Below are 17,862 nucleotides of genomic sequence, written 5' to 3'. Positions count from 1 at the left end.
CCCGACCGGGGCCTATTTGAACTCAAGGGAAGGTCAGAATGAGCACAGCAGATTTTCTGAAGATGGTGAAGGACGAGGATGCGGATTACGTTGATATCCGCTTCACCGATCCGCGCGGCAAGCTGCAGCATGTCACCGTTATGTCGGACCAGGTTGACGAGGACTTCCTCGAAGAAGGCTTTATGTTCGACGGCTCCTCCATCGCCGGTTGGAAAGGGATCGAGGCTTCCGACATGAAGCTGATGCCCGACACCAGCAGCGCCTATGTCGATCCGTTCTACGCCGAAAAGACGATCTGCCTGCATTGCTCCATCGTCGAGCCTGACACCGGCGAAGCCTATGAGCGCGATCCGCGCGGCACCGCCGAGAAAGCAGAGGCTTATCTGATTTCATCCGGTATCGGCGACAAGTTCTTCTGTGGCCCCGAAGCGGAATTCTTCGTCTTCGACGATGTGCGCATGTCGGTCGAAATCAACAAGGTCTCCTACGAGGTCGATGCCCAGGACGCGTCCTGGAACGGCGACACCGAGTACGAGATGGGCAACATGGGCCACCGTCCGGGCGTCAAGGGCGGCTACTTCCCCGTGAACCCGATCGACGCAGGTCAGGACCTGCGCTCGGAGATGCTCTCGACGATGAAGCGCATCGGTATGAAGGTCGACAAGCACCACCACGAAGTGGCATCGTGCCAGCACGAGCTTGGCCTGATCTTCGACAGCCTCACCAAACAGGCTGACGAGCTTCAGAAGTACAAGTACATCATCCACAACGTGGCCCACGCATACGGCAAGTCGGCGACGTTCATGCCCAAGCCCATCGCGGGCGACAACGGCACTGGCATGCATGTGAACATGTCGATCTGGAAGGACGGCAAGCCGCTTTTCGCGGGCGACAAATACGCCGATCTGTCGGACGAGGCGCTGTGGTTCATTGGTGGCATTCTCAAGCACGCCAAGGCGCTCAACGCGTTCACGAACCCCTCGACCAACTCCTACAAGCGCCTGATCCCGGGCTTTGAGGCGCCCGTTCTGCGCGCCTATTCGGCCCGCAACCGCTCGGGTTGCGTGCGGATCCCGTGGACGGAAAGCCCGAAGGCCAAGCGCGTGGAGGCCCGTTTCCCCGATCCGGCGGCGAACCCCTACCTGTGCTTCGCGGCCCTTCTGATGGCTGGCCTCGACGGCATCCAGAACAAGATCAACCCCGGCGATCCGTCCGACAAGGACCTCTACGATCTGCCGCCTGAAGAGCTGGCCGGTATCCCGACCGTTTGCGCAAGTCTGCGCGAAGCGCTTGACGAGCTGGAAGCCGATCACGAGTTCCTGCTGAAGGGCGACGTGTTCACGAAGGACCAGATCGACGGCTACGCGGCCCTGAAGTGGGAAGAGGTTTACGCCTACGAGCACACGCCGCACCCGATGGAATACAAGATGTACTACAGCTGCTGATCGCAGCCGTGAGAAACAGAAAAGGGCGCCTTGCGGGGCGCCCTTTTCTATTCGAAACGTGGCAGGGTAGCACGCGAGCTACCCTGCCTTAACAAATTGATTTCCAAGTATTTTCAGTTTGTATTAACTGAAAACCAACCTTTCAAACGCCAATCAACAGCCCTCGTTGAACACACCCGAAAGCTGATAGCCCGGCGCGCAGATGATGCCGCCCCATTGGTAGGCCTGCTGCCCATTTTGCAGCACCACAACCCACCACGAATACCCGTTGAAAAAGAGACCGGTGTCGGTGAGCAGGGTCAGTGGCTGACCCTCGAAGGTGGAGCCTACATCGCGGAAGTTTGTTCCCGGCCCGTCGCGCAAATTGCCGCCGAAGGAAAAGCCCGCAAACGGCCCGACCTGAGGATCATAGCCGCCGCCGCCCGCTTGCCCGCCGCCCGGGACATCCACGGAAGACACGTAACACGACACCGATGCAGAGCCATCGGTGAAGGTCGCCTCGTCGCCGCGCCCGATGAAATCAAGGCCCTGCCCGGTATAGCGGAACCCGCTTCCTGAAGGCGCGGGCCGCATGAGGATCTCATTGGTCACAAGCCCGGTCGCGGCCTGCACGTAATAGACGACCACCACATCTTCTTCATCGAACAGCGTCGCGGTGATCTGTTCGCTCGCGACATTGGAGGAACATTGATAATTGACGTTGGCCTGCGCAGCGAACGGCAGGGCGGTCAGAGCCGCCGCGGCGACCAGTAAGGATTTGAAATGCATAGGCTTCCCCAAGTGTTACCGGCGTTAAGGTTGCTTGTATCGGGGCGGCTGGCAAATAAAAAAGGCGCCACAAAGGGCGCCCTTAAGGATTTCCGTAGGTCGCAGTTACTTCTGCGCCGTCCGCTTGGTGACGAAAGTCGCACCATCCTGCTTGCTGGCGATGCGAGCCTGATCGGCCTTGAACGCCGCCAACGCGCGATCATGGCTGCTGCCCATCGCGATCCGGTTAACGTGGATATCCGTACGCGGTGCATCCACCGCGGAAAAAAAGCGCAAAACGCTGCTAACGATCCGCTCCATAATACTGCCTCATGATCTGTTTTTTTTGATCTTGAGAAAGGATTGGCGAGCAAATGTGGCGAAATCTGGGCGCAGGTGCCCAGATTGTGGCACAGGGGCGTGACCTGTGGCCCCTCTGCAACCGCGAATGGGGGGCCGCGTTATTCGCAGCTTTCCAAAATGCCCGCCACACCGCCGGACGGTGCGCAAATCACGCCGCCCCAATGAAAGGCCGTCTCGCCATTCGGAAGCCCGACTTCCCACCAATTGTAGCCGTTGAAGGGGATGCCGCTGTCGGTGATGAGGGTGATTTCGGTGCCCGCCGCCGCATCGCCGATATCCGGAAAGGCCGTACCGGGGCCAGAGCGCAGGTTGCCGCCAAGCGAGAGGGCGGGAATGCCGTTGCTGTTAACGATTTGCGGTGCGGGGGCGGTCTCTGCCGTGGCGGCGGGGGCGTTGGGTGTGCACAGATCCGCATCCGCGACGACCCCCGCGACACCGCCATCGGGCACGCAGATGACGCCGCCCCATTGGAAGGCGATTTCACCGCTGGGAAGCACGATCTGCCACCAATTGTAGCCGTTGAACGCCACGCCGGTGTCCGACTGCAGGGCGATCGCCGTACCCGCGTCGAGCCCCCCGACATCTTCGAATTCGGTGCCGGGCCCGGCGCGCAGATTGCCACCCAGAGAGAGCGCGGGGATGGTGCCTTCGGGCGCGTCGGGCGCTGTTTCTGCGACCGGGTCCGCGACGGGATCAGGGGTCACCCCTTCTGTCACGTCCTCGGCGGGGGTATCAGCCGGGGGGGCGGACGGGGCTTCGGAAGCCTCGTTCTCTTCTAGGGTTTCGACTGGTTGCGCGGCGGGAGCGGGTTCCGTCTGCGCTCCTTCGAGGGTGCAGGTCACAGCCAAATCGCCCGCGGTCAACTCCGGCAGCTCTTTGCTGCCACGCAGCAAAAGATCCCCGCCCGCATAAGCGATCCCATCGCTGCCGCGCACTTCGCGCAGTGTCACGGGATCGGCCCCGCCGGTGGGGTTGTCGGCCCGTACGATGAATTCCGCCACGGCGGCGTCGGTGCCTTCGATCAACGTGATCCGCACATCCGCGCCCCGGAAATCGGGACAGGAATAGGATTGCGCCTCAGCCATACCGGATGCGAGGCTCAAAGCCCCCGCGCTGAGGATGAAACGGGTAAGATACATGGGGCGTGGTGTCCTGTGAATTGCAGCACCCCCACATTGCCGCGCTTTGGCGGTGGACCCAAGAGAGGAATTAACCTTTGGGCCTAGAACCGGCCAATCCGCCGCGCCATGCGCAAGGCCCCCTTGGTGGTACGCGCCGCCGCCTGCCCCGCCGCCTGACCCTGCGACGGGGGACCGCCGCGCCGTGTCGCCGCGTCGATGCCAGCGTCCACGCCCCGGTTCACCACGCGGCCAATCACCCGCCCCACCACACGGCGGACGATCATGTTCAATATACGGTCCATCTTGTGCCCTTTCCCAGTTCGAATTGTTTCCGTTCGCTCCATTATACGACCATTTGGGCACAATTTTGGCAAAACGAACGGGGAATGAAAGAAGGCTTAAGGCGCGTCGTCGTCGTGGATCAGCCCATCGTCCAGCGCCGCCTCGGCGTCGTCGTCGAACATGTCATCGGTGTCGAGGTCGCGTGACGGATCGGTACCGTCTTCGCCTTCGGCATCGGGGGGGCGGCTTTCCAAAAGGCCCGCGTCACGCAATTCCTTGAGGCCCGGCAGATCGCGCGCGTTTTCCAGCCCGAAGTGGTCGAGGAATTCGGGCGTCACGACATAGGTGACCGGGCGGCCCGGCGTCATGCGGCGGCGGCCGAATTTGATCCACCCCAGCTCGATCAATTGATCGACGGTGCCGCGGCTGACGGACACGCCGCGGATCTCTTCGATCTCGGCGCGGGTGACGGGTTGGTGATAGGCAACGATGGCCAGTGTTTCGACGGCGGCGCGGCTGAGCTTGCGCTGTTCGACCTGCTCACGCGCCATGAGGAACCCCAGATCGGCAGCGGTGCGAAAGGCGTAGGCATCGCCGATTTTGGCGACCTGCACCCCGCGCCCTTCGTAGCGTTTACGCAGTAGGACCATGGCTTCGGCCGGATCGGAGCCGTGCGGCATGCGCGCCTCCATCTCGGGCAAGCTGACCGGCTCGGCGGAGGCAAACAGCAACGCCTCGATCATGCGCTCCTGCTCAGCCAGGGGCGGTGCGCGGAACAGGCTGTCTTCGGTCTTGTCGGGCGCGTTGTCTGTCATGTGTCCTTCCGGCGCATTTGGATCGGCTCAAACGTATCGGATTGGCGGATCTCAACCTTTCCGGCCTTCGTCAACTCCAATGCGGCCGCAAAATTGGCCGCCGTGGCCGAGCGGCGAGATTTCGCGTCGCCCGTCCAGCCCTCGGGCAAATATGACATCAGATCGGCCCATTCGCCCATGTAGCCGACCATGCCGCGCAGCCGATCAAGCGCCTCCTCCATCGTCAGAACCTTCTCGCGGTCCATCACATAGGGGCGGAAATCGTCCTTCGTGCGGATGCGGGCATAGGCCTGCATGAGGTCGAGAAGGCCGGCGGTATATGTGATCTTGCGGCTGGTGGTCATCGCTTGCGGGGCGCCGCGCACGAAACGGTCGCGACCAAGGCGGTCGCGCGCCATCAACTTGGCGGCACATTCGCGCATCGCGGCCAGCCGTTCGAGTTGGAAGGCGAGATGCGCTGCGAGATCTTCGCCTGACGGCCCTTCTTCACCCGGTTCCGGCGGCAACAGCAACTTCGACTTCAGGAACGCAAGCCAAGCCGCCATCACAAGGTAATCGGCGGCCAGTTCAATGCGCAATTGGCGGGCCTGTTCGATAAACGCCAGGTATTGCTCCGTGAGCGCGAGGATCGAGATCTTGCGCAGATCCACCTTCTGCGTGCGGCTGAGCGTGAGCAGCAGGTCAAGCGGACCCTCGAAGCCATCCACATCGACAATCAGCGCCTCGGCCTCTCGCCGCGCGCTCACCTGATCCCAATTGTCGCTGTTTGCGGTTTGCCCGGCTTCAGACATAAACCTCTCCGCCCAGAAGGGCTGAAAGGTCCGCCTCGGCGGCTTGGATGTCAAGCGGTTGCACCTCGGGTCGGCGGGCAATCACGGTGTCGGCGCGCGCCTGCGCGGCGCCGCTGAGCCGACCGCAGTTTTCCAAAACCTGCTCCATCTCGGCGCGATCGCCATTGCAGTGCAGGATCATGTCGCACCCGGCCTTGCGCGCGGCGGCGGCCCGCTCGCCAATTGTGCCGGGAAGCGCGCCCATCGACAGGTCGTCCGTCATCAAAAGACCATCGAAATCAATGTCTTCACGGATCACTTTCATCACCTTCGGTGACAAGGTCGCGGGCAATTCGGGGTCGATTTCTTCGAAAACGACATGGGCCGTCATCCCCATCATGATGTGATCCATCTGCTCGAACACGGCAAAATCCGTCTCGTCGAGCGTGTCGCGATCCAGGCTGACGCGGGGCAGATCATGGTGGCTGTCGACGGTCGCCGCGCCATGGCCGGGGATATGTTTGACGACCGGGTGGATGCCACCGTCGGTCAGGCCCTCGGCTACCGCGTTCGACAGGTCGATCACGGTGTCCGGATCGAAGCCGTAGAGGCGGTTTTGCAGGAAGGCATGGGTGGCATCGCGCGCGACATCAGCGGTCGGGCCGCATTGCACGTCAATGCCGACGGCGCGCAATTCTTCGGCGATCAGGCGATAGCGCAGGTAGAGCGCGCGCGCCGGATCGGACGCCTTTGCCACCATATCAAGCGGCGGGTGCCAGTCGCGCCAATAGGGCCCGCGCATGCGCTGCACGCGCCCGCCCTCCTGGTCGATCAGGACGGGGGCCGCCCACCCCACCGCATTGCGCAATTCTGAAGTCAAAGCAGTGATTTGCGCGGGGTCGTTGATGTTTCGTGTGAACAGGATAAAGCCCCACGGCTGCGCTTCGGAGAAGAAGCGTTTCTCCTCCGGCAACAGGGTCGGTCCGGCACAGCCCAGGATCGTTGCGGCTTGCGTCACCGGACCGTGACCGGGATGCAGGCCGCCCCTTGCGCGACGAGTGCCGCACAAAACCGGCGCGAGGCGGAGAGATCCGCGAACCCATGGGCGCGCAGGCGATAGAACGTCTGCCCACCCGAGGCGGCTTCTTCGATCACGCGGGCGCGGCCAAGGAAGAAATCCGGGTGCGTTTGCGCAAGTCTTGCCCATTCCGCGCGGGCCAGGTCGGGCGTGTCGAATGCACCAAGCTGAACCAGGCGGGTGCCCGTTTCCAGTTCGGTTGCGGCGATTTCGAATTCATCGGCACTTAAGGGCGCATCGTCCGCTACCTCGGCGACGGCGGGGGCTGCGGCAGCGACGGCTTCGGCGCGGGCCTGCAGGGAAGCGGGGCGGATCTGCGGACGCAGGGACCGGCGCACTCCGGGCACGGAGACCGGGATAACCTCTGCCCGGGCCACAGGCGATGGCGCGTCAGCTGCGCTGGTGAACTCTGGATTTTCAACGCCTTCAAGAGGTTGCGCCTCGGCCAGCAGACGCTGGATCAGCGCTTCGGTATCGTCAGTTGCGCCCGGGTCCGCGGCTTCGGCCTCCGTTTCGAGCACGACTGCGGGCCCCTCTGGTGTCTCGTCCGCGGTCGTGGGGGTGGCAACGGACGCGCTTTCAAACGCCTGTTCCAACTCGGGCACGTCGTCAAAATCCATCGGCGGCGGTGCAAGCACCAGCTGATCGGGAACCGGCGCAGCCTCTTCCCCTTCGGCCAGCCGATTGACGGCAAGGCCCTGGTTTTCGGCCACTGCGCCGCCCGGATTTTCGGGGGCAACGCGCATCGGGCCTTCCATAGCGCGGATCACGGGAACATCGGTCACGTCGCGCATCAAGAGCTGCCACGCCCAGATCGCCATGCCCACAACCAGACCGATCGAGATGATCGCCGCGGCCCAGTTGATCAATTGCGTCACGCGCCCGACATCCGCCGCCGACTGCGTCTCGTCATGGGAATAATTCTGACCGGAATCGGGGGAATACCCCCCGGAATATTGGATATCTGCCATACCTGCCTCATTCGCCCGAGCCTTTGGACGGCCCGATGTCAACTGCTCGACCGGCGCGCGCAGGAGGTCTTTTGCCTCACATTTGTTCGACCGGCTTGACGCCTAAGATACCAAGGCCGTTCGAAATAACAATCGCCACGGCGGAAATCAGGCAAAGTTTCCCGGATGTTGCCGATGGATCATCCTCTTGGAAGAAGCGCAGATGCGGCACGGCGTTGCCCTTGTTCCACAGCGCGTGGAAGTCGGAGGCGAGGTCATAGAGGTAAAACGCAATGCGATGCGGCTCGTGACTTTGAGCTGCGGCTTCGATCATGCGGGGGAATTCGGCCAGCTTGGCGGCCAATGCAAGCTCCGCCGGATCCGACACCGAAGCAAGCTGCGCCGCGTCGGGCTGCATCTCGGCCTCGGCCGCCTTGCGCAACACGGAATGAATGCGCGCATGGGCGTATTGGACGTACCACACCGGGTTGTCCTTGGATTGTTCGCGCACCTTCTCGACGTCAAAATCCAGTGGCGCGTCGTTTTTGCGGGTCAACATGTGGAACCGGGTCACGTCGGCGCCGACCATCTCGACCACATCGGCCAGCGTCACGAAGGTGCCCGCGCGTTTCGACATCTTCAGCTCTTCGTCGCCACGGCGCAGTTTGACCAGCTGCGTCAGCTTCACATCAAGCGGCACTTTGCCATCCGAGAGTGCCGAAACCGCCGCCTTCATGCGTTTGACATAGCCGCCGTGATCGGCCCCAAATACATCAATAAGCTCGTCGAAGCCTCTGGAAACCTTATCGAAATGATACGCGATGTCCGGCGCGAAATAGGTCCAGGAGCCGTCGGATTTCATCACCGGACGATCCACGTCATCGCCATGTTCGGTCGACTTGAACAGCGTCTGTTCGCGCGGCTCCCAATCCTCGGGCGTCTTGCCTTTCGGGGGCTCCAGCACGCCTTCATAGATCAGGCCCTTGTCGCGCAGATCGTTGATCGCCTCTTCAATCCGGCCCGTCCCGTAGAGAGATTTTTCGCTGAAAAAAGCGTCCATCTTGACGCCGAGCCGTGCCAGATCGGCACGGATCAGATCCATCATGCACTCGGTGGCAAATTCACGGATCTCGGCCAGCCAGAATTGTTCGCCCTTGTCGACAAATTGATCGCCGACCTTGTCTTTGAGGGCCTGACCGACCTCGATAAGGTAGTCGCCGGGGTACGTTCCATCCTCGAACGCAACCTCCTGCCCGTGGGCTTCGAGATAGCGCAAATAGACGGACCGCGCGAGGACATCGACCTGCGCGCCGCCGTCGTTGATGTAGTATTCACGGGTGACGTCAAAGCCCGCCGCATCCAGAAGCGAGGCTAATGCGTCGCCAAAGACCGCGCCGCGAGTGTGACCGACATGCAACGGGCCAGTGGGATTTGCACTGACATATTCGACGTTTACGCGGCGACCTTCACCTTTTTTCGAGCGCCCGTACGCGGCGCCGGATTGCAGGACATCACCGACCACACCCTGCCAGACAGAAGCGGCGAGCCGCAGGTTCAGAAAGCCCGGCCCTGCGACCTCGGCCGTGTCGATGCGCGCGTCCTCGGCCAGCTTTGCGGCCAGCGCTTCTGCGATATCGCGCGGTTTCATCTGCGCCGGTTTTGCCAGCACCATCGCGGCGTTGGTTGCCATGTCGCCATGGGCCGCGTCGCGGGGCGGCTCGACCGTGATCGCACGGGTCTCAACCCCCGCGGGCAGCGTCCCCTCGGCAGAAAGCGTATCGATGGCGGCGAGAACGGCCTCGCGGATCTGGTCGAACAGGGTCATTGCGGTGTCCTTGAAACGGTCAACGCGGGTGTATCACCATGGCCTGTGGCGTCAATCTTGGGTGTGACAGCGTGCCAAGCGTCAGGGCTCGCAGCGCGCGTAGGTGTAGGCATTGTTGTTCAAAACCACGACCATCCCGTCGATGGAAGCCTCTCCAACCAGCAAACGCGCCTCGAAATCAATGCCCTCGGCGCTGCATTGCCCATCGTAGAGAAACGTTTCGTCCATATCACGAATGTTGATCGGGTTCGACAAATCACAGCATTGCTCGAACAGGCACAGCGTGGGGAACGACAGCGAGGCCGTGCTCTCTGTTCCGGGCGTGAAGCCGCCCGCCGGGCAGGAGAATCCGAGGTAGAATTGACCGTCCTGCGGGAAGGCTTGCGCCAGCGACGTGAAGGTAAGGCAGGCCGCGATGGGCGCGGCGAGGCGAAAGGGGTTGGGCATGCTCAGGCTCCGGTATGGGGCGCCGTCTTTGCGGGCGCTATAGGGGCCCTTGCAGTGTGCCGTGATCCGCGCCACCGATCAACTGTTGGTGGCATTGCAACGCAAAGCGGTCGGTCATGCCCGAGATGTAATCCGAAACGATCCGTGCCAGCGCCGTCTCGCTGCCCGCGATCTCTTCGACATCCTTGCGCCATTGCTTGGGCAATTCGTCGGGATTGGCCATGAAGAACGGAAACAGATCCTCGATCACCTGGGTGACTTCCCTACGCATGACCACAACCGACGGCGCGCGGTACATGCGTTTGAACAAAAATTTACGAATGACTTTGAGGTCGTCGAACAAACCCTTGGAAAAACGGATAATCGGGCGACCTGCCAACCGGATATCCACAGGGCTTTGTGGATCGATTTCCGCAAGACTCGCCCGTGCGCAGGCCAGAACGTCTTCCACCAGCACGCCAAAGAAGCGCCGCAGCGCCTCGTGCCGGCGGCGATAGTAGTTCAGCCCGGGATAGCGCTTGTCCACAGCCGCGAAACACTCCCGCAGGATCGGCAATTCGGCCAATTCATCGGTGGAAAACAGCTCCGCGCGCAGTCCATCGTGAAGGTCATGGTGGTTGTAGGCGACATCATCGGCCAGCGCCGCGACTTGGGCTTCGGCACTGGCGTGGGTCGCAAGCTCAAGATCGAGCTCCGTGCAACAGGTCTGCAACGCCCACGGCAGCGGCGGCAAAACCGGACCGTTGTGCTTGGCAATGCCTTCCAGTGTTTCCCACGTCAGGTTGAGGCCGTCGAAATCGGCATAGTGACGCTCCAGATGGGTCACGATCCTGAGCGCCTGCGCGTTGTGATCGTACCCGCCATGGGGCGCCATCAGCGCCTGCAAGGCATCCTCGCCGGTATGGCCGAAGGGCGGGTGGCCGAGGTCGTGGGCCAAGGCCACGGTTTCGGTCAGATCCTCGTCCAGCCCCAAGGCACGGGCCATGGTTCGGGCGACCTGCGCGACCTCAAGCGAATGGGTCAGGCGGGTGCGGAAATAATCCCCCTCGTGCTCGACGAACACCTGCGTTTTGTGCTTGAGGCGGCGGAAGGCCGAAGAATGGATGATCCGGTCGCGGTCACGCTGAAATGGCGAGCGATGCGCGCTTTCTTCCTCGGCCACCTGCCGTCCGCGCGTGTCCATCGGGTCGCAAGCGAAACGCGCGCGCATGGGTCTGCCTCCGTCATCATCGGGCACTGCCTTGTCCCCGACCCTGCCCTTTCATATATTTGCAGGACGCTGAATGCGACAGGTGATCTGAATGCTGACTGTTCCCCCAAAAGTAACCGATCGCGCGTTTGCGCGGCTCGCCGAGATCAACGACACCGCCGAGATCCCGCAGGCCCTGCGCGTCGCGGTCGAGGGCGGCGGCTGCTCGGGATTTCAATACGAGATCAAACTGGACGCGCCGGGCGACGATGACCTTGTGCTTGAAGGACAAGGTCAGAAGGTCGTTGTGGACAGCGTTTCACTGCCGTTTCTGGCCGACGCGGTGATCGATTTCACCGAAGAGCTGATCGGCGCGCGGTTCACCATCGAGAACCCCAATGCGACCTCCTCCTGCGGCTGCGGGACGTCTTTTTCGATGTAACACGCCATCGGGCTGGCGCTTTTGCGGCGCGGTGCTACCCTGTCTTGCGAGCCAAGGGAGGGTGCGATGGATCTGAATTTTTCTCCGGAAGAACAGGCGTTTCAGGCCGAGGTACGGGCGTTTTTGTCCGAGGCCCTGCCGACCGAGATCGCCGACCGCGTTGGTCGCGGCGAAGGCCCGACGCGCGAGGATATGGAGCGTTGGCACGGCATCCTGAATGACCGGGGTTGGCTGGCCGGGACCTGGCCCAAGGCCCACGGCGGACAGGATTGGGGCCCGATCCATTTGCACATTTTCGAGGAGGAATGCGCCAAGTTCAATGCGCCGCGCATTGTCCCGTTCGGCACCAAGATGCTTGGGCCCGTGTTGCAGAAATTCGGCACGCCCGCGCAGCAGGCCGAGTATCTGCCGCGCATTCTGGATGGGCGCGATTGGTGGTGTCAGGGCTATTCCGAACCCGGCGCGGGGTCGGATCTGGCTTCTCTGAAGACCCGCGCGGATCCGGACGGCGATGTCTACGTGGTGAACGGTCAGAAGACCTGGACCACGCTGGGGCAATACGCGAACCGCATCTTTTGTCTGGTGCGCACCGGGTTTGACGGCAAGCCGCAGGAAGGGATTTCCTTTCTTCTGATCGACCTCGACACGCCTGGGATCGAGATGCGCCCAATCCGCTTGATCGAGGGGGGATATGAGGTCAACGAGGTGTTTTTCACCGACGTGCGCGTGCCCGTCGCGAACCTTGTGGGTGAGGAAAATATGGGGTGGACGATCGCGAAATACCTGCTGGGACACGAACGGACGAACATTGCGGGCACGGGGTTCTCGGTGCAGGCGCTGGCACAGGTGAAGGCGTTGGCCCGGCAGGTGAAGCGAGGCGGTAAGGCCTTGATCGAAAACCCGCTTTTCGCCGCGCGCGTGGCGCGAGTAGAGGCGGAATTGGAGGCGGTGAAGATCACCAACCTGCGCATGTTGTCGAAGGCGGCCTCGGGCGGCGAGTTGGGCGCGGAGCCGTCGATGTTGAAGATCAAGGGCACGGAAATCCGGCAGGAACTGAACGATCTGGCACGCCGGGCCCTGGGCCCCGCGGCGGCCCCGTTTCCGTCGGAGGATCTGGATAATCTGGCGATTGCGCCGCAGGGCCACGGGCACAATGCGAGCGGGTATTTCAACAACCGCAAGATCTCGATTTATGGCGGGTCGAACGAGATACAGCGCAATATTCTGGGTAAGTTGGCTTTTCGGGGGGGATGATGCGCGGATGAATTTCGAAACGAGCGATGATCGCCGGATGCTGGCGGACAGTTTGGCGCGATATCTGGCCGATGCCTGCCCAATCGCGGCGCGCGCGGAGTTGGCCTATGCCGCACCGTGGCATTCGGAGGCGGCGTGGTCGGGGCTGACGGAGCTTGGAGTGTTCTATGCTTTGGCGTGCGAAGAGGCCGGTGGCATGGGTGGCACGGGGTTCGACATATCCATTGTGTTTGAACAGCTTGGCCGGGCGCTGTGCCCGGAGCCGGTGTTGCCGATGCTTCTCGGCCTCCGACTCCTCGCAGCGGCAGGGCGCGATGTCGCGCCGGTTCTGGACGGGCAGCCGGTCGCGGTGGGGATCGGCGAATTGGACGCGCCCTACGATCTGGACGGGATCGAAACCCGCGCCCAGGCGGGTCGCCTGACGGGACGGAAATCCTTGGTGTATGGCGGAGCGGGCGCGGCGCGGCTTTTGATTGCGGCGTGGTCGGAGGGCAAGCTGGCGCTGTTCGAGGTGAAGGCCGAGGACGCGCAGGTCACAGGCTATGGCATGATCGATGGCGGGCCCGCGGCGGAGGTGTTTCTGGATGACACGCCCGGAACACTGGTTTTGGCGGATGCCCGTGGCGCCTTGGAAGACGCACTGGATGCGGGCGCGCTGGCGCTGTGTGCAGAGGCCTTGGGCGCGATGGAAATCGTGCAAGGCCTGCTGGTGGATTACCTCAAGACCCGCAAACAATTCGGCCAGCCCATCGGCGCGTTTCAGGCCCTGCAACACAGGGCGATTGATCTGGGCATCGAGATCGAACAGGCGCGGTCCATCGTGATCCTTGCCGCCGCGGCAGAGGGGGGGCCGGAATTTGCCAAGCGCGCGGCGCAGGCGAAATTTCTGGTGGGGCAAATCGCGCGGCAGGTCTCGGAGGAGGCGATCCAGATGCATGGTGGGATCGGGATCACATGGGACTATCCGCTGGCGCATTTTGCCAAGCGGTTGGTGATGATCGACGCGCAATTGGGCGATACGGATTGGCACCTCGAACGGCTGATGACGGCGCTGACGCAGCGGTGAGGGATTTTTGAGTATTTTTGAAACAAGGAAGCAGGGACCCGTGCCCGGTCTGGCAGTTGCGTGCGCGGTCAGGCCCCGAGGCGGGCGGCCAGGCTGTCGGGGGTGACGGTACCGATGACCTCTCCGTCCTGTTCGACCGAGAGGGGCGCCGAGGTTTCGGCGAAGCGTTTCAGGATATCACGGATCGGGGTTTCCGCCGAAATGCGCGCGTGATCGGTGGGGATGTCCTGCATCACATCGCGCGCGGTCAGAACGCCAAGCGGGTTCATGTTGGCGACGAAATCCGCAACATAATCGGTGGCGGGTTCCGAAAAGATCTGTCGCGGGGTGCCGATTTGCGCGATGCGCCCGCCCTCCAGAATGGCGATACGGTTGCCGATCTTGAAGGCCTCGTCGAGGTCGTGACTGACGAAGATGATGGTGCGCTTGAGGTCGCGTTGCAGATCGAGAAGTTCGTCCTGCAACTTGGTGCGGATCAGCGGATCAAGGGCGGAGAACGGCTCATCCATCAGAAGGATCGGGGCTTGCGTGACAAAGGCGCGGGCCAGGCCCACACGTTGTTGCATGCCGCCCGATAGCTCGCCCACTTTGCGATCTGCCCAGTCGCTGAGCCCGACGAGGGCGAGTTGTTCATCGACCTTGGCCGCGCGTTCCGCCGCGCCTTGCCCGGCCAGCTCAAGGCCCAAGCCTACGTTTTCGCGGACCGAACGCCAAGGCAGAAGGCCAAATTGCTGGAACACCATCGAGACGCAGTTTTGGCGCAGGTGGCGCAGGTCCTGCGCCGTGGTGCCGGGCAGGGTGCAGGACCAGTCTTTGTCGTGAACTTGCACGCGGCCGCGCGCCACGGGGTTGAGGCCGTTGACCGCCCGCAGGAGGGTGGATTTGCCTGAACCCGAAAGGCCCATGAGGACGAGAATTTCGCCCGATTCCACATCGAGCGAGCACTCATGCACGCCGAGGACATGGCCTGTCTCGCGTTGGATCTCGGCGCGGTCCTTGCCATCGTCGGCAAGCTTCAGCGCGGGCGCCGGGCGTGGGCCGAACATGATGCAGACGTTTTCGAAGGAGACGGCGGTGGTCATTTGTGCGCCTTGTAGGTGAGGGTTCCCACGACCGGCTCCGTGGAGGTGCCGGCGGGATCGTTTTGGCCGTCCAGGACGAGGATGGTGTCGAAATCGAAGGGGGAATGGCCCACAAGGATAGCGACATTCACGCCGTATTCATCCGGGTTCGAGAAGCGGCGGTGGTGGGTGTAGATCCCACACAGGCGGCAGAAATAATGCTCCGCCCGCCGGGTTCCGAATTGGTAGAGCGCGAGGTGTTCCGCGCCGGTCACGACCCGCAGGCCGTCGCGCGGGGCGGAAACGGTGACTGCGCCGCGCATCCGGCAGAAGCTGCAATCGCAGCGGCGCGCGGTGGCGAGGCCCTCGGAGAGCTCCACGTCCAGCGTGACCGCGCCGCAATGACACGCGCCCTTCAAGTGCGCACCCGAAGCGCGCGGTCGAGGACGATGGCGACCACGACGATGATGAAGCCGGATTCAAAGCCCAGGCCGGTGTTGACCTGGTTGAGGGCGCGCACGACAGGTACGCCGAGGCCGTCGGCGCCGACGAGGGCGGCGATCACGACCATCGAAAGCGAGAGCATGATGGTCTGGTTCAGGCCGGCCATGATCTGCGGCGTGGCGTAGGGCAGCTCGACCTTCCAGAGTTTTTGACGGCCCGTCGCGCCGAAGGCATCGGCGGCCTCCAGAAGCGCGGTGGGGGTGGAGGAGATGCCCAGATGCGTAAGACGGATCGGGGCGGGGAGCACGAAGATGACCGTGGCGATGAGGCCGGGGACCATGCCGATGCCGAAAAAGACGATGGCGGGGATGAGGTAGACGAACGTCGGCAGCGTCTGCATCAGGTCGAGGACGGGCCGCATCCAGGCGTAAAGGCGCGGACGGTGGGCGCTCGCAATGCCGATGGGCACGCCCAAGCCCATGCACACGACACAGGCCGACAGCACGAGGGTGAGGCTTTCGGTGGTTTCCTCGTAATAGCCTTGGTTGACGATGAAGAGGAAGCCGCATGCGACAAGCGCGGCGACTTTCCAGGTACGATGCAGGCGCCAGACGAGCGCGGTGAGCAGCGCGATAATGACGAAAGGGTGCCAGTCGGGCGGATAGAGAAAGGCCGCGTCACGCAGGCGGATGTCGGAGATCCAGGAGGTGTTGGGAGGCTGCTGGAGGAGCGCGAGGATGGCGTCGATCAGGAGCTCGAGCCCGGCGGCAATGGCATCGAATACGCCGGAGAGGTTGGCTTGCAGGGTGTCGAACACGGCCTCGGCGGCGTCGCCGATGCGCAGCTTGCACTCGGTCAGGAAGGTGATCGGGCCGGTGATGTCGGGATCGTTGGGGAAGGTGCATTCGGCGATGCCGTCCTCGGCCCACCAGGCGCGCAGATCGCTTAGCCATGACATGATGCGGGGCCCCTTCCCTTGCTCGGGCCGATCATGGCGCGAGCGGGTCGGGATGGAAAGGGGTTGGGTGTGGGGCGGGTTTGTGCACGCGTGCACAAGGGGGTTAAGGTGTTGGTTTTGTTGGGAAAGGGTGATTTTTTAAGGGTTTGTTAGGGGGTTGGAGGAGAACTCTGCTTTTTGTAGTGTTGCCCAATCTTTCACTACCATCAGCTCGCACACCCCATAGGGCACACACGAAGCGCCAAGACCGATACGCGTCGAAGGCGCAGTTCCATCGCCGGGCCGCTCAGTCAAACCGCAAGTTTGCCTCTGGCAATACGCCACGGCGATCTGGTTGGGCTTGGTTCTCCGCTTGGGCAGAATCCAAACTGGGCTGCCATAAACCGCTGCAGAAATACCATCGGGTCGCCGCACCGGGGCCCGTCGGTGGATCGACTTGCGGTGGGGTGCTGGCGGGGTTTCACCCATCCTACGGGGTCGGCGCGGGTTTCGTAGGTGGGCGGACGGCATGACAAGTCTTGCCCTACGGGTGGTGCGACTTGGTGCGTTTGGCCAAAAGAAAAGCCCCACCCAACCCGGGCGGGGCCTCCCCTACTCTCTCAGCACCTAGCGCCGCTTACAGCCCCAGCGCTTCACCAACGGCCGCTGCCGCGTCGCCGCCGTCGATCGTCGTCACGCCGTCGAGCCAGGCCATCACAGCCTCGGGGTTGGCGGCCATCCAGGCGGTTGCCGCGTCCGCCGGGTCTTCACCGTCATTGAGGATCGCGCCCATGATCTCGTTCTCCATCGCGAGGCTGAATTCGAGGTTCGCCAGAAGCGCACCAACGTTCGGGCAGGCCTCGGCGTAGCCTGCGGAGGTGTTGGTGAAGACGGTCGCACCCCCGAGGTTGGGGCCGAACCAATCGTCGCCGCCTTCCAGGTAGGTCAGCTCGAAATTGGCGTTCATCGGGTGCGGCTCCCAGCCGAGGAAGACGATGGGTTGGTCGCGGTCGGTCTGGCGTTCGACCTGCGCGAGCATGCCCTGTTCGGAGCTTTCGACAACCTCGAACTCGGACAGGCCAAAGGCGTCGGCTTCGATCATGTCCATGATCAGGCGGTTGCCGTCATTTCCCGGCTCGATGCCGTAGATCTCGCCGTTCAGCTCATCGACGAAATTGGCGATGGATCCGAAATCGGTGATGCCGAGCGCGGCGCCTGCGGCGTTGGTGGCGAGCGTATATTTCGCGCCTTCAAGGTTGGCGCGGACTGTATCGACGGTGCCCGCGTCGCGGTAGGGGGCGATGTCGGCCTCCATCGTGGGCATCCAGTTGCCGAGGAAGATGTCGACGTCGCCTTCGGCAAGCGAGGTGTAGGTGACGGGGACGGACAGGACGCGGATTTCGGTCTCATACCCCAGCGCTTCGAGCACGGTGGTGGTGGCGGCGGTGGTGGCGGTGATGTCGGTCCAGCCGACGTCGGAGAAGGTGACGGTGCCGCATTCGGCGTGGGCATCGGCCAGGGCCGCCCCGGTGGTGAGGGTAAGCGCGAGGGCGCTGACGGTGGTTTTCTTGAGCAATGACATGGGGTCTCTCCTGTTGCTGGCCGTTTTGTTGATTGACCAGTCAA

At 62.7% G+C, this 17,862-nt stretch carries 19 protein-coding genes; 4 read left to right on the top strand and 15 right to left on the bottom strand.

Annotation, left to right across the window (positions count from 1 at the left end; genetic code table 11):
• Positions 1-38 precede the first annotated feature (38 nt).
• Complete coding sequence (gene glnA / locus V8J83_RS00745) at positions 39-1,445, top strand: type I glutamate--ammonia ligase (RefSeq protein WP_339982375.1); 1,407 nt, start codon at positions 39-41, stop codon at positions 1,443-1,445.
• A 153-nt stretch (positions 1,446-1,598) separates the two neighbouring features.
• Here glnA and V8J83_RS00740 read toward each other — a convergent pair whose 3' ends face one another.
• The 11 genes from V8J83_RS00740 to V8J83_RS00690 all read right to left on the bottom strand — a co-directional run bounded on the left by V8J83_RS00740 (position 1,599) and on the right by V8J83_RS00690 (position 11,053).
• Positions 1,599-2,213, bottom strand: coding sequence for an MliC family protein (locus tag V8J83_RS00740; RefSeq protein WP_339982373.1), 615 nt, complete (start codon positions 2,211-2,213; stop codon positions 1,599-1,601).
• Positions 2,214-2,318: 105 nt separating this feature from the next.
• A complete protein-coding gene (locus tag V8J83_RS00735; RefSeq protein WP_339982370.1) occupies positions 2,319-2,513 on the bottom strand; it encodes a hypothetical protein in 195 nt (64 codons plus the stop codon).
• A gap of 140 nt (positions 2,514-2,653) precedes the next feature.
• Entirely contained in the window at positions 2,654-3,694 is a 1,041-nt protein-coding gene (locus V8J83_RS00730) for an SH3 domain-containing protein (protein WP_339982367.1), read from the bottom strand.
• 83 nt (positions 3,695-3,777) lie between these two features.
• Entirely contained in the window at positions 3,778-3,978 is a 201-nt protein-coding gene (locus V8J83_RS00725; protein WP_339982364.1) for a hypothetical protein, read from the bottom strand.
• A gap of 96 nt (positions 3,979-4,074) precedes the next feature.
• The gene (gene scpB, locus V8J83_RS00720; RefSeq protein WP_339982360.1) at positions 4,075-4,773 is read right to left on the bottom strand and encodes an SMC-Scp complex subunit ScpB; all 699 of its coding nucleotides are present in this window, start codon (positions 4,771-4,773) and stop codon (positions 4,075-4,077) included.
• Positions 4,770-5,564, bottom strand: a complete 795-nt coding sequence (locus V8J83_RS00715) for a segregation and condensation protein A (protein ID WP_339982357.1) — start codon at positions 5,562-5,564, stop codon at positions 4,770-4,772. The genes scpB and V8J83_RS00715 overlap by 4 nt, the downstream gene beginning before the upstream one ends.
• Positions 5,557-6,561 (bottom strand): beta-N-acetylhexosaminidase, encoded by a 1,005-nt coding sequence (nagZ, locus tag V8J83_RS00710; protein WP_339982356.1) that lies wholly within the window; start codon positions 6,559-6,561, stop codon positions 5,557-5,559. Before nagZ ends, V8J83_RS00715 begins: the two co-directional genes overlap by 8 nt.
• Complete coding sequence (locus tag V8J83_RS00705) at positions 6,558-7,592, bottom strand: SPOR domain-containing protein (protein ID WP_339982354.1); 1,035 nt, start codon at positions 7,590-7,592, stop codon at positions 6,558-6,560. Before V8J83_RS00705 ends, nagZ begins: the two co-directional genes overlap by 4 nt.
• A 76-nt stretch (positions 7,593-7,668) precedes the next feature.
• A complete protein-coding gene (gene argS, locus V8J83_RS00700; RefSeq protein ID WP_339982351.1) occupies positions 7,669-9,396 on the bottom strand; it encodes an arginine--tRNA ligase in 1,728 nt (575 codons plus the stop codon).
• An 81-nt stretch (positions 9,397-9,477) separates the two neighbouring features.
• Positions 9,478-9,843, bottom strand: coding sequence for a hypothetical protein (locus V8J83_RS00695; protein WP_339982348.1), 366 nt, complete (start codon positions 9,841-9,843; stop codon positions 9,478-9,480).
• Positions 9,844-9,880: 37 nt separating this feature from the next.
• The gene (locus tag V8J83_RS00690) at positions 9,881-11,053 is read right to left on the bottom strand and encodes a deoxyguanosinetriphosphate triphosphohydrolase (protein ID WP_339982345.1); all 1,173 of its coding nucleotides are present in this window, start codon (positions 11,051-11,053) and stop codon (positions 9,881-9,883) included.
• Between the two features lie 94 nt (positions 11,054-11,147).
• Here V8J83_RS00690 and V8J83_RS00685 point away from each other — a divergent pair, with 94 nt between their 5' ends.
• The 3 genes from V8J83_RS00685 (at position 11,148) to V8J83_RS00675 (ending at position 13,794) form a co-directional block, all read left to right on the top strand.
• Positions 11,148-11,474 (top strand): HesB/IscA family protein, encoded by a 327-nt coding sequence (locus tag V8J83_RS00685; protein WP_339985926.1) that lies wholly within the window; start codon positions 11,148-11,150, stop codon positions 11,472-11,474.
• Between the two features lie 66 nt (positions 11,475-11,540).
• Complete coding sequence (locus V8J83_RS00680) at positions 11,541-12,728, top strand: acyl-CoA dehydrogenase family protein (RefSeq protein WP_339982343.1); 1,188 nt, start codon at positions 11,541-11,543, stop codon at positions 12,726-12,728.
• A gap of 7 nt (positions 12,729-12,735) precedes the next feature.
• On the top strand, positions 12,736-13,794 hold the full coding sequence (locus V8J83_RS00675; RefSeq protein ID WP_339982340.1) for an acyl-CoA dehydrogenase family protein: 1,059 nt from the start codon (positions 12,736-12,738) through the stop codon (positions 13,792-13,794).
• Between the two features lie 68 nt (positions 13,795-13,862).
• On the opposite strand, the gene choV is transcribed toward V8J83_RS00675, so the two are convergent.
• The 4 genes from choV to choX form a co-directional block, all read right to left on the bottom strand.
• The gene (gene choV / locus V8J83_RS00670) at positions 13,863-14,876 is read right to left on the bottom strand and encodes a choline ABC transporter ATP-binding protein (RefSeq protein WP_339982338.1); all 1,014 of its coding nucleotides are present in this window, start codon (positions 14,874-14,876) and stop codon (positions 13,863-13,865) included.
• Positions 14,873-15,274 carry a GFA family protein gene (locus V8J83_RS00665; RefSeq protein ID WP_339982335.1) on the bottom strand — a complete coding sequence of 134 codons (402 nt, stop codon included), beginning with the start codon at positions 15,272-15,274 and terminating at the stop codon, positions 14,873-14,875. The genes choV and V8J83_RS00665 overlap by 4 nt, the downstream gene beginning before the upstream one ends.
• Positions 15,271-16,167: a choline ABC transporter permease subunit gene (gene choW / locus V8J83_RS00660; RefSeq protein ID WP_339985924.1), complete on the bottom strand. Its 897-nt coding sequence runs from the start codon at positions 16,165-16,167 to the stop codon at positions 15,271-15,273. Before choW ends, V8J83_RS00665 begins: the two co-directional genes overlap by 4 nt.
• A 706-nt stretch (positions 16,168-16,873) precedes the next feature.
• Complete coding sequence (choX, locus tag V8J83_RS00655; RefSeq protein ID WP_339982333.1) at positions 16,874-17,818, bottom strand: choline ABC transporter substrate-binding protein; 945 nt, start codon at positions 17,816-17,818, stop codon at positions 16,874-16,876.
• Positions 17,819-17,862: the final 44 nt, after the last annotated feature.

Source organism: Gymnodinialimonas ulvae (assembly GCF_037543845.1).
Classification (GTDB): Bacteria; Pseudomonadota; Alphaproteobacteria; order Rhodobacterales; family Rhodobacteraceae; genus Gymnodinialimonas; species Gymnodinialimonas ulvae.
Note: the sequence above shows the minus strand (reverse complement) of the source record. Positions and strands in the feature narration are given on the sequence as shown.

Excerpts from the sequence above, each read along its gene's own strand:
- V8J83_RS00695 (WP_339982348.1), bottom strand. The coding sequence starts at position 9,843 with ATGCCCAACCCCTTTCGCCTCGCCGCGCCCATCGCGGCCTGCCTTACC.
- V8J83_RS00730 (WP_339982367.1), bottom strand. The coding sequence starts at position 3,694 with ATGTATCTTACCCGTTTCATCCTCAGCGCGGGGGCTTTGAGCCTCGCA.
- V8J83_RS00690 (WP_339982345.1), bottom strand. The coding sequence starts at position 11,053 with ATGCGCGCGCGTTTCGCTTGCGACCCGATGGACACGCGCGGACGGCAG.
- V8J83_RS00740 (WP_339982373.1), bottom strand. The coding sequence starts at position 2,213 with ATGCATTTCAAATCCTTACTGGTCGCCGCGGCGGCTCTGACCGCCCTG.
- argS (WP_339982351.1), bottom strand. The coding sequence starts at position 9,396 with ATGACCCTGTTCGACCAGATCCGCGAGGCCGTTCTCGCCGCCATCGAT.
- V8J83_RS00725 (WP_339982364.1), bottom strand. The coding sequence starts at position 3,978 with ATGGACCGTATATTGAACATGATCGTCCGCCGTGTGGTGGGGCGGGTG.
- glnA (WP_339982375.1), top strand. The coding sequence starts at position 39 with ATGAGCACAGCAGATTTTCTGAAGATGGTGAAGGACGAGGATGCGGAT.
- V8J83_RS00675 (WP_339982340.1), top strand. The coding sequence starts at position 12,736 with ATGAATTTCGAAACGAGCGATGATCGCCGGATGCTGGCGGACAGTTTG.
- scpB (WP_339982360.1), bottom strand. The coding sequence starts at position 4,773 with ATGACAGACAACGCGCCCGACAAGACCGAAGACAGCCTGTTCCGCGCA.
- choX (WP_339982333.1), bottom strand. The coding sequence starts at position 17,818 with ATGTCATTGCTCAAGAAAACCACCGTCAGCGCCCTCGCGCTTACCCTC.
- V8J83_RS00705 (WP_339982354.1), bottom strand. The coding sequence starts at position 7,592 with ATGGCAGATATCCAATATTCCGGGGGGTATTCCCCCGATTCCGGTCAG.
- V8J83_RS00715 (WP_339982357.1), bottom strand. The coding sequence starts at position 5,564 with ATGTCTGAAGCCGGGCAAACCGCAAACAGCGACAATTGGGATCAGGTG.
- V8J83_RS00735 (WP_339982370.1), bottom strand. The coding sequence starts at position 2,513 with ATGGAGCGGATCGTTAGCAGCGTTTTGCGCTTTTTTTCCGCGGTGGAT.
- V8J83_RS00680 (WP_339982343.1), top strand. The coding sequence starts at position 11,541 with ATGGATCTGAATTTTTCTCCGGAAGAACAGGCGTTTCAGGCCGAGGTA.
- choV (WP_339982338.1), bottom strand. The coding sequence starts at position 14,876 with ATGACCACCGCCGTCTCCTTCGAAAACGTCTGCATCATGTTCGGCCCA.